The sequence below is a fragment of the Geomonas propionica genome, from assembly GCF_016458235.1.
In the GTDB taxonomy this organism is placed as follows: Bacteria; Desulfobacterota; Desulfuromonadia; order Geobacterales; family Geobacteraceae; genus Geomonas; species Geomonas propionica.
Genome location: NZ_JAEMHK010000008.1, coordinates 1 through 13,716 on the forward strand (window position 1 = coordinate 1; position 13,716 = coordinate 13,716).

The window sequence follows — 13,716 nt, forward strand, 5'->3', positions numbered from 1 at the left end:
GGATCCGTTTCCTTCTAATCTGGAGCCAGTTCATCCTAATCTGGATCCGTTTTGAGAAAAGTAGCTACCATTTATTTTAAACCGGATCCGTTTCCTTCTAATCTGGAGCCAGTTCATCCTAATCTGGATCCGTTTTGAGAAAAGTAGCTACCATTTATTTCAAACCGGATCCGTTTCCTCCTAATCTGGCGCCGATTCACCCTGATCTGGATCCGTTTTGATAAAAGTAGCGACCCTTTTTTTCAAAATGGATCCGTTCCCCTCTAATCTGGAGCAGGTTCACTCTGATCCGGATCAATTTTCCAAAAAACGGGTGTTTGGGGTAAGTAAGGTACGGAATTTCGCGAAACGAATCCGTTTCGCGACCTGAAAGGCAAAACAGCTCTGTCTCATCTTCACAAAGGGGAGGACTCGTGGGCGCGCGCAGCGCTTTGGGGACAATTTTGAGAACTATGGAAGAAACAAATGAAAGAGCCTCCCGCGGGAGGCTCTTTTGCACGTCAGGCAACCGTTTATTTATCAAGTACTACATCTGCATCCGCTCCTCGGCCTTGGTCCACTCGATGTTCTGGAAGAAGGAGTTGATGTAGTCGGCGCGTTTGAGACCGTAGTCGGTCATGAAGGCGTGCTCGAACACGTCCATCACGAGGATCGGCACGCAGCAGGCGGGGTGGCCGACGTCGTGTTCGTTGATCCAGCAGTTCATCAGCTTGCCACTGTGCGCGTCCTGGTAGAGGATGGCCCAGCCGATGCCGCGCATGGCTCCCACCGACTTGAAGTCCTGGACCCACTCATCGTAGCTCCCGAAGTCCTGGTGCAACCGGGACGCCAGCCTGCCGTCCTGGTTGATGGGCTGGTTGCCACCGAGGTTCTCGAAGTAGAGCTCGTGCAGCCTCATGCCGTTGAACTCCCACCCGAAACGCCGCTTCAGTTCGGCAAAGGCAGGCTCAGAGCCCTTGCCGTCCTTGCGCATCTGCATGAGCTGCTCGTCGAGCGCGTTGCTGTTTTTCACGTACCCCTGGTACAGGGTGAAATGGTTGTTGAGGAGCGCCTCGCTGAACCCGGGCATCCCGATCAGTTCGGAGTAGTCTTTTGCCGTGAACGCCGTCATATCTCTCTCCTTTTTATGTAGTTTCGAACATTTGCAGCGGTTGCGCAAAAACACTGACCAATTGTACAAGAGCGGTTAGAGCTGTCAAATGTGGCAAGGGGAAACGGTGGCTTGAACCGCATCTTGCCATAGAATATTTTCATTGACCGCACGTCGTTCCATGGTTAAAGTGACGGTTTGTCTGTGGATTGCAGAAATTTCATGCGCTTCATCTTTCTTGCACATTTAGCAGATACTCTGTCGCAGTACCGGCGTCGCTACCAGGCGCAGCAAGGACAGTCTCAAGAATCAACATAGAGGTGGACTCGTGAAAAAAATCGTAGGTGCCGTGATACTGTTGTCCGTTCTGGGAGTGGCCGGCTATTTCTTCTTCAAACAACCCCCGAAAGCACAGTACAAGACTCAGAAGGTCGAGCGGGGTGCCATCACCTCCACGGTCTCTGCCACCGGCACCCTCAACGCCGTGGTCACGGTGCAAGTGGGTACCCAGGTCTCCGGCACCATCGCGAAGCTCTACGTCGACTTCAACTCGCCCGTGAAGAAGGGGCAGCCCATAGCGCAGATCGACCCGGCACTGTTCAACTCGGCGGTGGAGCAATCCCGGGGCAACGCCCTCAATGCGGAGGCGTCGCTGGCCAAGTCCAAGGTGACCCTCGTCGACGCCAAGAGGACGCTTGGGCGCAACAGGGAACTCTTGAAGGAAGGCATCGTCGCCCAGAGCGATCTCGATGCGGCCCAGACCGCCTATGAATCGGCACTAGCCGGGGGGAAGGCGGCCGAGGCCTCCGTGATGCAGACCCGCGGCGCCCTGAAGCAGGCGGAAACCAACCTGAACTACTCCACCATCAGGTCGCCGGTCGACGGCACTGTCGTCTCCCGCAACGTCGACGTGGGGCAGACCGTCGCTGCGTCCTTCCAGACGCCGACGCTGTTCACCATCGCCCAGGATCTCACCAAGATGCAGATCGACACCAGCGTGGACGAGTCGGATATCAGCAAGCTGAAAGTGGGGCAGAAAGCGACCTTCACCGTGGACGCCTATTCGGACCGGCAGTTCGAAGGGACCGTGGTGCAGATCCGGAACGCGCCGGTGGTCACCCAGAACGTGGTCACCTACGTCACCGTTATTGCCGTGGACAACAAAGAATTGAAACTGAAACCGGGCATGACCGCCAACGTCACCGTGGAGACACTGAGAAAGGACAACCTGCTCAAGGTCCCGGCTGCCGCGCTCCGGTTCAAGCCGCGCTCCGACAAGGAGAAGAGTGCGAAGGGCGGCCCCGGTAGCATGAACGGCGCCGGCGGTGGACATGGCGCCGGTACCGGCCCCAAGGGGAAGCCCGGCGGCAAGGACGGCGGGCAGAAGGTCTATACCCTTAACGCCGAGGGGACGCCGGTGCCGGTTACCATCACCACCGGGATCAGCGACGGCAGCTTCGTCGAAATCTTGAGCGGAAACTTGAAGGAAGGCGACGACCTCATCGTGGAGCAGGTGAGCCAGGATAAAAAGAAAAACGGCATGGGATCCCCCATGGGGCCGAGGTTCTAAATGGACGAAGTGGTCCGTCTCAGCGACGTCGTCAAGATCTACACCATGGGGGAGGAGCGCGTCGAAGCGATGAAGGGCGTCTCCTTCACCGTGCAGCGGGGCGAGTTCGTCTCCATCATGGGAGCCTCCGGCAGCGGCAAGTCCACCTGCATGAACATCCTGGGGTGCCTGGATGTTCCCACCCGAGGGAGCTACTTCCTGGATGGCGTGGATGTGGGGAAACTCTCCGCGGACGCCTTGGCCGAGGTGCGCAACAAGAAGCTCGGCTTCGTGTTCCAGGGGTTCAACCTGCTGGCGCGGACCACCGCCCGGCAGAATGTGGAGCTGCCGCTGGTCTACGCCCAAATTCCCGCCAGCGAGCGCCGCGCGCGGGCCCTTGAGGCGCTGGAGCGGGTGGGGCTGGCGGGAAGGGAAGGGCACTACTCGAACCAGCTCTCCGGCGGGCAGCAGCAGCGCGTCGCCATCGCGCGGGCCCTGGTGAACCGCCCCTCCATCATCCTGGCCGACGAGCCCACCGGCAACCTCGATTCCAGGACCACCGTCGAGATCATGTCGATCTTCCAGGAACTGAACCGGCAGGGGATCACCATCATCATGGTCACCCACGAGCCGGATGTCGCCGAGTTCACCAGCCGGCACATCATCTTCCGCGACGGCCTGGTCATCTCCGACCAGCCCTTCCAGGCGAAGAACGCCGCTTTGCCCGCGGAGGTACCCAAAGCATGACGACGCTTTACCAAAGCCTGCTCATAGCCCTGCGTGCCCTGCGGGTCAATAAGATGCGCGCACTCCTTACCATGCTCGGCATCATCATCGGTATCGCCGCGGTGATCGCCATGGTCGCCATCGGCTCCGGCGCCAGCAAGATGATCTCCGACCAGATATCCAGCATCGGCTCCAACCTCTTGCTGGTGCTCCCCGGTTCGGTCACCTCCGGCGGCATGCGCTCCGGTTCCGGCGGCACCCAGACGCTCACCTATGACGACGCCCGCGCCATCAAGGCCGAATGCCCCTCGGTCGCGGCGGTGGCCCCCAACGTGCGCGGCTCCGGGCAGGTGGTGTATGGAAACCAGAACTGGTCCACGGTCGTCTACGGGGTGACGCCGGATATGGTCGATGTGCGTGACTGGACCATCGTGGCGGGTCGCAACATAACCCAGTCCGATGTCGACGGCGCCACTAAGAACTGCTTGATTGGCCAGACCGTCGCTGATAACCTCTTCGGCGGCACTGATCCGGTGAGCAAGATCATCAGGATCAAGAAGATTCCCTTCACCGTGGTGGGGGTGCTGGGTAGGAAAGGGCAGTCGCCCCAGGGGCAGGACCAGGACGACGTCATCTATGTGCCGCTGCGCACTGCGCAAAGAAAACTTCTCGGGAGCCAGTTTCCCAACGTGGTCGGCTCGATCATGGTGCAAGCCAAGAGCGCCGAAGTGCTGGACAAGGCCGAGGATGAGGTGACCGCGCTCCTGAACCAGCGCCACAGGATCGGCCCCAATCGCGAGATCGATTACAGCATCCGCAATCTCTCGGAGCTTCTGGCCGTCACCGAGCAGTCTTCCAAGGTCATGTCCATACTGCTGGGTGCCGTCGCCTCGATTTCCTTGGTGGTAGGGGGGATCGGCATCATGAACATCATGCTGGTTTCCGTTACAGAAAGGACCCGCGAGATCGGTATCCGCATCGCCATCGGCGCAAAGAAGCGCGACATTCTGCTGCAGTTTCTGACCGAGGCTGTGCTCCTGACCACCTGCGGCGGGCTGATCGGGATGCTGCTGGGGGTGGCGGGTGCGAAGCTCGTGGCGAGCTTCATCGGTTGGCCCACCCTGATCTCGGTCAACACCATCATCATCGCCTTCGCCTTCTCCGCCGGGGTCGGGGTCTTCTTCGGCTTCTACCCGGCACGGAAAGCTGCGTCGCTCAACCCGATCGACGCACTAAGATACGAGTAACGCTTAACAAGCTGGTCGAAAAGGATCGCACATGAAGAGAAACAGGAAGACCGCGCTGGCCCTTTCCCTTGGCCTGGTGCTCGGCGCAGCCACCTCGGCTTTCGCGCAGCCCACTATCAACCTGACGCTTAAAGACGCCATCAAGATGGCCTTCGAGAAAAACCTCGACCTCAAGGTGGAACTGTACAACCCCGCCATGGCCGAGGCCGACATCCGACGTAACCTGGGGATCTATGACCCGCTGCTTGCCCTCGGCATCAACTACGAGCGCAGCAACAGCAGCAACATCCTGACCTTCAAGCCGCAGCCGGTCGACCAGGTCACCGCCAACGCCGGTGTGAGCCAACTGCTACCGACCGGCACCGTCGTCGGTGTGACCGCCCAGAGCGGCTGGATCAGCAACTCCGCCAAGTATTACTCCAACTCCGTCGACCTCACTTTGCAGCAGCCGCTGCTCAAAGGGTTCGGGCAGGAGACCACCGAACTCGCCATCAACGTCTCCCGCTTTACCAAGGGCGAGACCATGAATGTCTTCCGGACCCGGCTGAGCGACACGGTCGCCAAGGTGCGCAACGACTACTTCCAGCTCTACAACCTGCTCGAGGCGCTCGAGGTGCGCCGCACATCGCTTGAGCTCGCCAAGCGTATCCTGCAGAACGACCAGGGCCGAGTGAAGGCGGGGGTGCTCCCGGCCTACGAGCTTTTGAACTCCGAGTTCCAGGTCGCTACCCGGGAGAAGCAGGTCATCGACGCGGAGCGGGCGGTGCGGGACCAGATGGACGTGCTGCGCGTGGATTTGCAGCTGCCCTCGTCGACGGAAATCGTCCTGGCCGACCAGCCTTTCCGCGGCAGCTACAATCTCTCCGAGCAAAAGGCGCTCGACGATGCCCTGGGCTACCGCCCGGAATTGAACACGCAGCGCGACGTGATCAAGATAAACGACCTGCAGCAGCGCGTGGCCAAGACTCAGACCCTTCCCGACCTGACCCTGAACGCCAGCGTCGGTACGGGCGGCTTCGACCGTCGCTTTCTGCGCGGCATGGAGAAAACCGCCACCATCGACGAGCCGAGCTGGGGCGTGGGGCTGCAGTTTAGTTATCCGCTGGGCAACCGCGCCGCCGAGAACGACTACATCAGGAAGAAGCTCGTCCTGGAGCAGGCCCAGACCCAGCTGCAAAATCTGGAATCGGGCGTGGTCCGGGACGTGAAAGCGGCGCTTCGCCTGGTGGCCGCCAGCTACACGCAGCTCGACGTCACCGCGCGCGGCAGGGCCTACGCCGAAGATCGCCTGCGCGCCTTCCAGAAGCGTCACGATGTCGGCCTTGCCACTACCAAGGATGTCTTCGACGTGGAGAACGACCTGGTGGCCGCCAAGGGAAACCAGATCCAGGCGGTGGTCGATTACAACAATTCCATTACGCAACTGTGGCGGGCGACTGGGGAGATCCTGGACCAGGAGGGGATTAGCGTTACTGACACGGATGCAGATCACCTCTACCAGAAGATGAAGTAGACGCCGTACCCGCACCTGTTTGCCAGTCGCACGAACCACGCTACAATTGGCGGGTGTTAATTGTGGTGCGGAGGTGGTTATGCAAAGGGTGCGCTACGAGCATGTTCATCAGATCAGGTTCACGGCAGTCGGCGCCAGGACCATCGCCGACCTGATTCGCACTTTCGAAGAGAGCCTGCAGCTCTTCAGACAGTGGGAAGAAAAAGGGATTCAGCTTGACCCGCACGGCGTAGGGAGCAACTACGCCATTTTCTACACCTACGATGAAGAAGTCGCCCAGCAGGAGGGGTTCGAACGGATACGTACCGAGTCGGGAAATCCGCTCCCCCGACGCTGATCGTTGGTATAGGTGGGCAGTGGTAAAGGGGACAGGCACCTTCGGAGCCAGTCCCCTTTTTGCTTTCAAGAAAGGCCCCACCTGTGAGATACTTTGCCGTCACCATCTCCGCAACAGCGTCAAAGGCAAAGGAAATATGTCACATCTGCACCGTTTCTCCCGTACCGAACTCCTTATTGGATCTGCTGGACTCGATAAACTTAAAAACTCAACGGTCGCCATCTTCGGCTTGGGCGGAGTAGGAAGTTACGCCGCCGAAGCCCTGGCTCGTGCCGGGGTGGGGCGCCTGGTCATCGTCGACTTCGACGAGATCTGCCTCACCAACGTCAACAGGCAGCTACACGCCATGGATGGCACTGTGGGCAAGGCCAAGGCAATGGTCATGGCCGAGCGCATGCGCCTGATCAACCCGCAGGCGGAAATCGTCCCCTATCACGATTTCTACTCCGCCGAAAACAGCGACTTCCTGCTGCACGATCACTATGACTACGTGGTCGACGCCATCGACCATATTACCAGCAAGCTGCACCTGATCCGCACCTGCCGCGAGAAGGACATTCCCATCATCTCCAGCATGGGCGCGGCCGCCAAGCTCGATCCCACCAAGATCGGCGTCGCCGACATCTCGCAGACCCACAAGTGCCGCATGGCCCGTTCCGTGCGCAAGCTACTGAAGAAGCAGGGGATCGAGCAGGGGGTGAAGGTGGTCTTCTCAACGGAGGAGTACCGGGAACAGGCGGGAAAGGACGGCGGCTGCAAGGGGAACTGCATCTGCCCCAATAAGGACGATCAGAAGTTCTCCTGCGAGCATCGCCGCGTGATCCTCGGCAGCGTTTCCTTCATCCCCTCCATCTTCGGGCTGACTATGGCTGGGGTGGTGGTGAACGATCTCTTGGCTGCGCAAAGTGCCTAAGGCGTCAAATACCTGAAATAAACCATTTCCGGCATTTATGTAAAAATCCTCACCCCTCTACCTTAAGCTCCTCCCTCCGGAGGGGGGAGGTTGGGAGGGGGGCAGCTTGGATTGCGCGTAAGCCCCCTCCCTGGCCCTCCCCCTCCGGGGGAGGGGAACAAAAAATCCCGCACAGGTCTCGCATCTCTAGCGCGTTTTGCGCGGCATAGCCGCAGCGACAGTTGTTGAACATGATGAATGTCGTTCGGGCGGCCTCGCTGAGATTCAAGGCGTGCGCCGCTATCTCCTTGAGCTCCGCCTCCTGGTAACGATATTCATCGGTGGGTGCCTCGCTGTGCCAGCTGTCGCCGTTTCTGCCGTGCAGCCTGATGTAAGCGATGCCGGTGGTGGCGGCGGGATGGAAAGGGGCGGTGGTGAGGTTGCCGAACTGCGGCTCGTCGCAGGTGATGTAGGTGATCTTGTGCCCTTTCAAGAAAGCCAGCATCTCATCCCGGTGCTGTGAGGTAAACCAGCTGCCGTGGCGGAACTCCACCGCGACCGGCGTTCCCGCCATCAATTCCTTGCAGTAGTGAAGATAATCCAGGTTCGCCTTCTTGTACCCGAACCAAGGCGGGAACTGGAAGATGATGAAGCCCATCTTGCGTGCCTGCCGGAGTGGCTCCAGGGCAGCCAGCAGCGTTTGCGCCATGGCCCTCAGCAGGGCCGGCTCCGCAACGTGCAGTTCCTCACGGTCCAGATCGCATGGCGCCAGCATGCCGCGCAGTTCCTCTGGCAACCGGCGCGGGTCGATGTTGTGCCCGGTGAGGGCGCCGTATGCCTTGACGTGAAACAGGAAACCCGGCGGCGTGCGCTCTGCCCAGGCCTGGGCCATCTCCAGTGACGGAATGTGGTAGTAGGAGCTCTCGATCTCGACGGTGTCGAACTGGCTGGCATAGAATTTTAGGCGTGCTTTGGGAGTGCTTTGGGAGTGCTGGCGCCGCGCGGGTAAAAGGCGCCGCTTTCGATGAGGCTGCTTTCAGTCCAGGAGCAGGTGCCGATGCGGATCTTCCCTGGTGCCATGAGGACTCCGTGCCTACGTCCCCTCACCCCCAACCCCTCTCCCAGAGGGCGAGGGGAGCAAAAGGAAACCTGCCAAATGGACCGATCTTCGAAAAACCGACTGACCCCGCACATGCTGCCGCACTTTCCCGGCGACACCCTCTTTGACCGCATCGCCCGCGCCGTATGCAGGGCGGGATGCCTGCCGCGCAAGGAGCTTTATGAGGCGTGGGAGGTGGCGCGACGGGTGCACCGGCGCTTTCGCGGTGGGCGAGTGGTTGACCTTGCGGCGGGACATGGCTTGCTGGCCCAGGTGATGCTCATTCTGGATCGCGAACTTTGTGAAGGCATCGGCGTCGACTTGCGTATCCCGGCAAGCGCTGCCCGGTTAGGCGCCGAGATTGCCGCCGAATGGCCTGCAGCATCACAGCGCTTTTCCCTGTTACAGCAGGACCTGAACCTGATCGAGTTGCACCCGGATGACATTATCGTTTCCGCCCACGCCTGCGGCTCCCTTACCGATCTCATCCTGGCAAAAGCCGCTGCCGCCCGCTGCCGGGTGGCCGTGCTCCCCTGTTGCCATGATCTGCGCAGTTGCGACGATGGCGAACTTTCAGGATGGCTGGACGGACCTCTCGCCGTCGATGTCACCCGGGCGGCGTGGCTGCGCTCACAGGGGTACCGAGTTTACACCCAGACCATCCCGCTCGACATCACCCCGAAGAACCGCCTGCTTATGGGCGAGCCGCTCTAGAAGATCGCGTTCAACAGGAAGTTGACCACCGACAGCACCAGGCTGAACAGGAGCGCCCACAAGAAGCCGTTCACCGTGAAGCCGCTCACCAGTGCGCTGGTCAGCATTATGAGCAGGGCGTTGATCACGAAGGTGAGTAGCCCCAGGGTCAGAATGTTGAGTGGCAGGGTGAGCAGCATCAACAGCGGCCTGATGAAGGTGTTGATGAGACCGAGCACCAATGCCGTGATCAGCGCGGCGCCGAACCCGGACAGGCGCACCCCCGGCAAGAGATACGCGGTGATGACGATTGCCACGGCGTGCACCAGCCACTTCACTAAAAAACCCACGTTGAACCTCCTTGGTCTGCAGCGAAAAAACAACCCGCCAAGTATACCCAATTCTCTCTCATGACAAAGCTAATTTTGAACGGTGGCCTGGTCTACGGCGCCCCCGTTCTTGACTATTGTTTCGCCTTGTCAAAACGATGTTCAAGCTGACAGTAAACATCGCCTCCAACGCCTCTTCAAAAACTGCAATCAGCTCCCGGCTCCTTACGATCAACACATGCTAAACCTGCATAAACACTGGTTATAGCGATTAACTTGCTCCTATAAACAAGTTGACAGCGCGGGCAATACTCGGGTATATTTCGCCGACTCTCACATTAATACAGAAGGGGACAGGCACCTGACGGAGCCAGTCCCCTTAAAGAGGACACGCAACCCATGAAGGAAATACTTTCCGGCAACGAGGCCATTGCCAGAGGCGCTTATGAGGCAGGGGTCAAAGTTGCCTGTGCCTACCCCGGCACCCCTTCCACGGAGATACTGGAAAACACCATCCGCTACCGGGAGATCGACTCCTCCTGGGCCACCAACGAAAAGGTAGCCCTCGAAGTCGGCATCGGCGCCTCCTTCGTCGGCGCCAGGTCGTTGGTGACCATGAAGCATGTCGGCGTCAACGTCGCTGCCGATCCCTTGTTCACGCTCTCCTACACTGGCGTCAACGGCGGTCTGGTGCTGGTCTGTGCCGACGACCCCGAGTTGCACTCCTCCCAGAACGAGCAGGACAGCCGCAACTACGCCAAGTTCGCCAAGGTCCCGATGCTGGAGCCTGCGGATTCCCAGGAGTGCCTGGAGTTCACCAAGCTCGCGTACGAGATATCCGAAAAATACGACACGCCTGTCCTTTTGCGCACCACCACCCGTATTTCGCACAGCAAGTCGGTAGTCAACATGGGCGAGCGCACCGACGCCGTCCGTGAGGCGAAGATTGAGAAAAACGCCGCCAAGTTCGTCATGCTGCCGGGCAACGCACGCGTACGCCACGTGGTGGTCGAGGACCGCACCGTGCAGCTCTCTAAAGACGGCTGCAGCATGCCCATCAACCGGGTCGAGATGCGCGGTGGCAAGATCGGCGTCATCACCTCCGGTATCGCGTACCAGCACGTGCGCGAGGCGCTTCCCGAGGCTTCCGTGTTGAAGCTGGGCATGGTGCACCCGCTTCCCTTCGACCTGATCCGCGAGTTTGCCGGTAAGGTGGAGAAGCTGTACGTGGTCGAGGAACTGGACCCGTTCATCGAGGAGCAGGTGAAGGCGATCGGCATCCCGGTGATCGGCAAGGAGATCATCTCGATCTGCGGCGAACTTACCCCGGGGAGGGTGCGTAAAGCCTTCGGCCTGCCGGAAAACGCCGAGACTGTCGCGGAGAAGCTCCCGGGGCGTCCCCCCAATATGTGCCCCGGCTGCCCGCACCGCGGCGTATTCTACACCTTGAATCAGTTGAAAGCCTACGTTTCCGGCGACATCGGCTGCTACACCCTGGGCTTCATGCCGCCCCTTTCCGCCATGGACACCTGCATCTGCATGGGCGCCTCCATCGGCATGGCGACCGGTGCGGCCAAGGTGCTCTCCCCTGAGGAGCGCAAGAAGGTGGTCGCGGTCATCGGCGACTCCACCTTCCTGCACACCGGCATCAACGGCCTCATGGACATGGTCTACAACAAGGGTGCCGCCACGGTGATCATCCTCGACAACAGGATCACCGCCATGACCGGCCGCCAGGAAAACCCCGGCTCCGGGCATACCTTGATGAACGATCCCACCAACGCTGTGGACTTCGAGCTTCTGTGCAAGGCGATCGGCGTCAAAAACATTCGCACCATCAACCCCCTCGACCTGGACGAGTGCAAAAAGGTCATTTCCGAGGAGATGGAGCGCCCTGAGACCTCCGTCATCATCACCGACAAGCCCTGCGTCCTCATCAAGCGGGAAGGCATCTTCAAAGCCGGAGCCCCGCTGCAGGTGGTTGATGAATCCTGCACCGGCTGCCGCGCCTGCCTGAAGATCGGTTGCCCGGCCATCGAGTGGGTTCCGGGGAGCGGCAAGAAGGGCAAGGCACACATAGATCCGCTTTTATGCAACGGTTGCGACGTCTGCAGCCAGCTGTGCAAGTTCTCTGCGATTCAGGAGGCAAAATGAGCGACAAGGTAACCAACATCGTCCTGGTAGGCGTGGGTGGCCAGGGCATTCTGCTCGCCGCCGAGATCCTTTCCGAGACCTTCATGCTGGCAGGCTTCGACGTCAAGAAGAGCGAGATCCACGGCATGTCCCAGCGCGGCGGCTCCGTCGTGTCCCACGTCCGTTACGGCAAGGAAGTCTTCTCTCCCATGGTTCCCGAAGGGGAGGGGGACATCCTGTTCGGCTTCGAGCTGATGGAGAGCTACCGCTACCTGTCCCTTTTGAAGCCGGGTGGCACTGTGGTCGTGAACGACCTCTGCATCGCACCGCCGTCGGTCCTGGTCGGCCAGGAGCAGTATCCGGCGGACATGGCGCTGAAGATCCAGGAACTTTGCCCGGACTGCCTGCTGGTCGACGGCCAGAACCTCGCCATCCAGGCAGGGAACGCGCGCACGGCCAACACCGTGTTGCTCGGTGCCGTTTCCAAGCGTCTCGACATAGAAGAGAAGTACTGGCTCGAAGCCATCGAGAAGATGGTGCCTAAGAAGGCGCTGGAAGTGAACCTCAAGGCCTTCCAGATGGGGCGCGGGCTTAAATAAACGCAAAGGCATAGATAAGACACCAAGCAAAAGTCAAAAGTCTATTTGTAACGCAAAGACGCGAAGACGCTAAGCAAGGCAAAAAGCATTTTGGTTTAAACCCGTCTATAGGTTTTCTTTGCGCCTCTGCGGCTTTGCGTTAAATAAGACTTTCAATGCCTTTGAAGGGTGCTGCTGTCAGTATCAGTTAAGGAGTGAGTCATGTTTTTCAACGAGGAGTTCGAGACACTGCCGAGGGAGGCGATCCAGGCGCTGCAGCTTAAGAGGCTGAAGGCCATGGTGGCCCGGGTCGAGAAAAGCGTTCCCTTCTACAAGGAGGCGCTCGCCAAGGCCGGTGTCACTTCCGATTCCATCAAATCGCTCGCGGACCTGCAGCGACTCCCGTTCACCTACAAGCAGGACATGCGGGACTCCTACCCATACAACCTGTTCGCGGTGCCGATGGAAGACATCGTCCGCATCCACGCCTCCTCCGGCACCACCGGCAAACCGACCGTCGTCGGCTACACCAGGAAGGACATCGAGACATGGAGCGAGCTGATGGCGCGCTCCTTCGTCGCGGCCGGCGTGCACAAGGGCGACATCATTCACAACTCCTACGGCTACGGCCTCTTCACCGGCGGCCTGGGCGCGCACTACGGCGCGGAGCGGCTGGGGGCGTCGGTCATCCCGATGTCGGGTGGCAACACCAAGAAACAGATCATGATCATGCAGGACTTCGGCTCCACCGTGCTCACCTGCACCCCGTCCTACTCGCTGTACATGGCTGAGGCCGCCAAGGAAGAGGGTATCGACTTCCGCGACTTGAAGCTGCGCGTCGGCATCTTTGGCGCCGAGCCCTGGTCCGAAGAGATGCGCCTCGATATCGAGGGGAAGCTGAACCTCTCCGCCGTCGACATCTACGGCCTTTCCGAGATCATGGGACCGGGCGTCGCCATCGAGTGCTGCGAGGCCAAGAAAGGGCTCCACGTCTGGGAAGACCACTTCATCCCGGAGATCATCAATCCTGAGACCTGCGAAGTACTGCCCGAGGGGCAGATGGGCGAGTTGGTCATCACCACTATCACCAAGGAAGGGATCCCGCTGATCCGCTACCGGACCCGCGACATCACCTCGATCACCTACGAGCCGTGCATCTGCGGCAGGACCCATGCCCGCATCGCACGCATGAGCGGCAGAAGCGACGACATGCTCATCATCCGCGGCGTCAACGTCTTCCCGTCCCAGATCGAGGCGATCCTCATGGGCGTCGAGGGGGTCGAGCCGCACTACGTGCTCATCGTGGAAAGAAAGGACAACCTCGACACGCTCGAGGTGCAGGTCGAGGTGGGCGAGAACATGTTCTCCGACGAGATCAAGCACCTGCAGGCGCTGTCGGCCAAGATCGAGAAGCAGATCAAAGAGATGCTGGGCGTCACCTGCCGCGTCAGGCTGGTGGAACCGAAAAGCATCACCCGCAGCGAAGGGAAGGCGAAGCGCGTCATCGACAACAGGAACAAGGCCTAAGGG

13 protein-coding genes are annotated in these 13,716 nt (G+C 59.9%); 10 read left to right on the plus strand and 3 right to left on the minus strand.

Features of this window, described 5'->3' with window-relative positions:
• Positions 1-526: 526 nt before the first annotated feature.
• Positions 527-1,111, minus strand: a complete 585-nt coding sequence (locus JFN90_RS11575) for a superoxide dismutase (RefSeq protein ID WP_199395279.1) — start codon at positions 1,109-1,111, stop codon at positions 527-529.
• A gap of 307 nt (positions 1,112-1,418) precedes the next feature.
• Between JFN90_RS11575 and JFN90_RS11580 the strand changes: the two genes are divergently transcribed.
• The 6 genes from JFN90_RS11580 (at position 1,419) to JFN90_RS11605 (ending at position 7,375) form a co-directional block, all read left to right on the plus strand.
• Entirely contained in the window at positions 1,419-2,660 is a 1,242-nt protein-coding gene (locus JFN90_RS11580) for an efflux RND transporter periplasmic adaptor subunit (protein WP_199395280.1), read from the plus strand.
• Positions 2,661-3,386, plus strand: a complete 726-nt coding sequence (locus JFN90_RS11585; RefSeq protein ID WP_215906779.1) for an ABC transporter ATP-binding protein — start codon at positions 2,661-2,663, stop codon at positions 3,384-3,386.
• Entirely contained in the window at positions 3,383-4,612 is a 1,230-nt protein-coding gene (locus JFN90_RS11590) for an ABC transporter permease (protein WP_199395281.1), read from the plus strand. Before JFN90_RS11585 ends, JFN90_RS11590 begins: the two co-directional genes overlap by 4 nt.
• Before the next feature lie 31 nt (positions 4,613-4,643).
• On the plus strand, positions 4,644-6,125 hold the full coding sequence (locus JFN90_RS11595) for a TolC family protein (protein ID WP_199395282.1): 1,482 nt from the start codon (positions 4,644-4,646) through the stop codon (positions 6,123-6,125).
• A gap of 79 nt (positions 6,126-6,204) precedes the next feature.
• Positions 6,205-6,462: a hypothetical protein gene (locus JFN90_RS11600; protein WP_199395283.1), complete on the plus strand. Its 258-nt coding sequence runs from the start codon at positions 6,205-6,207 to the stop codon at positions 6,460-6,462.
• 136 nt (positions 6,463-6,598) lie between these two features.
• On the plus strand, positions 6,599-7,375 hold the full coding sequence (locus JFN90_RS11605) for a tRNA threonylcarbamoyladenosine dehydratase (protein WP_199395284.1): 777 nt from the start codon (positions 6,599-6,601) through the stop codon (positions 7,373-7,375).
• 49 nt (positions 7,376-7,424) lie between these two features.
• On the opposite strand, the gene JFN90_RS11610 is transcribed toward JFN90_RS11605, so the two are convergent.
• Complete coding sequence (locus JFN90_RS11610) at positions 7,425-8,282, minus strand: DUF72 domain-containing protein (protein ID WP_328755644.1); 858 nt, start codon at positions 8,280-8,282, stop codon at positions 7,425-7,427.
• 228 nt (positions 8,283-8,510) lie between these two features.
• Here JFN90_RS11610 and JFN90_RS11615 point away from each other — a divergent pair, with 228 nt between their 5' ends.
• Entirely contained in the window at positions 8,511-9,167 is a 657-nt protein-coding gene (locus tag JFN90_RS11615) for a methyltransferase (RefSeq protein ID WP_199395285.1), read from the plus strand.
• Here the strand turns inward: JFN90_RS11615 and JFN90_RS11620 are convergent.
• A complete protein-coding gene (locus JFN90_RS11620) occupies positions 9,164-9,496 on the minus strand; it encodes a phage holin family protein (RefSeq protein ID WP_199395286.1) in 333 nt (110 codons plus the stop codon). The genes JFN90_RS11615 and JFN90_RS11620 overlap by 4 nt on opposite strands.
• Positions 9,497-9,874: 378 nt before the next feature.
• Between JFN90_RS11620 and iorA the strand changes: the two genes are divergently transcribed.
• The 3 genes from iorA (at position 9,875) to JFN90_RS11635 (ending at position 13,713) form a co-directional block, all read left to right on the plus strand.
• Positions 9,875-11,629 (plus strand): indolepyruvate ferredoxin oxidoreductase subunit alpha, encoded by a 1,755-nt coding sequence (gene iorA, locus JFN90_RS11625; RefSeq protein ID WP_199395287.1) that lies wholly within the window; start codon positions 9,875-9,877, stop codon positions 11,627-11,629.
• A complete protein-coding gene (locus JFN90_RS11630; protein ID WP_199395288.1) occupies positions 11,626-12,207 on the plus strand; it encodes an indolepyruvate oxidoreductase subunit beta in 582 nt (193 codons plus the stop codon). The genes iorA and JFN90_RS11630 overlap by 4 nt, the downstream gene beginning before the upstream one ends.
• Before the next feature lie 201 nt (positions 12,208-12,408).
• Positions 12,409-13,713, plus strand: coding sequence for a phenylacetate--CoA ligase family protein (locus JFN90_RS11635; RefSeq protein WP_199395289.1), 1,305 nt, complete (start codon positions 12,409-12,411; stop codon positions 13,711-13,713).
• Positions 13,714-13,716: the final 3 nt, after the last annotated feature.

Coding starts and splice junctions, on each gene's coding strand:
- JFN90_RS11575 (WP_199395279.1), bottom strand. CDS start 1,111: ATGACGGCGTTCACGGCAAAAGACTACTCCGAACTGATCGGGATGCCC.
- JFN90_RS11585 (WP_215906779.1), top strand. CDS start 2,661: ATGGACGAAGTGGTCCGTCTCAGCGACGTCGTCAAGATCTACACCATG.
- JFN90_RS11590 (WP_199395281.1), top strand. CDS start 3,383: ATGACGACGCTTTACCAAAGCCTGCTCATAGCCCTGCGTGCCCTGCGG.
- JFN90_RS11595 (WP_199395282.1), top strand. CDS start 4,644: ATGAAGAGAAACAGGAAGACCGCGCTGGCCCTTTCCCTTGGCCTGGTG.
- JFN90_RS11600 (WP_199395283.1), top strand. CDS start 6,205: ATGCAAAGGGTGCGCTACGAGCATGTTCATCAGATCAGGTTCACGGCA.
- JFN90_RS11605 (WP_199395284.1), top strand. CDS start 6,599: ATGTCACATCTGCACCGTTTCTCCCGTACCGAACTCCTTATTGGATCT.
- JFN90_RS11615 (WP_199395285.1), top strand. CDS start 8,511: ATGGACCGATCTTCGAAAAACCGACTGACCCCGCACATGCTGCCGCAC.
- iorA (WP_199395287.1), top strand. CDS start 9,875: ATGAAGGAAATACTTTCCGGCAACGAGGCCATTGCCAGAGGCGCTTAT.
- JFN90_RS11630 (WP_199395288.1), top strand. CDS start 11,626: ATGAGCGACAAGGTAACCAACATCGTCCTGGTAGGCGTGGGTGGCCAG.
- JFN90_RS11635 (WP_199395289.1), top strand. CDS start 12,409: ATGTTTTTCAACGAGGAGTTCGAGACACTGCCGAGGGAGGCGATCCAG.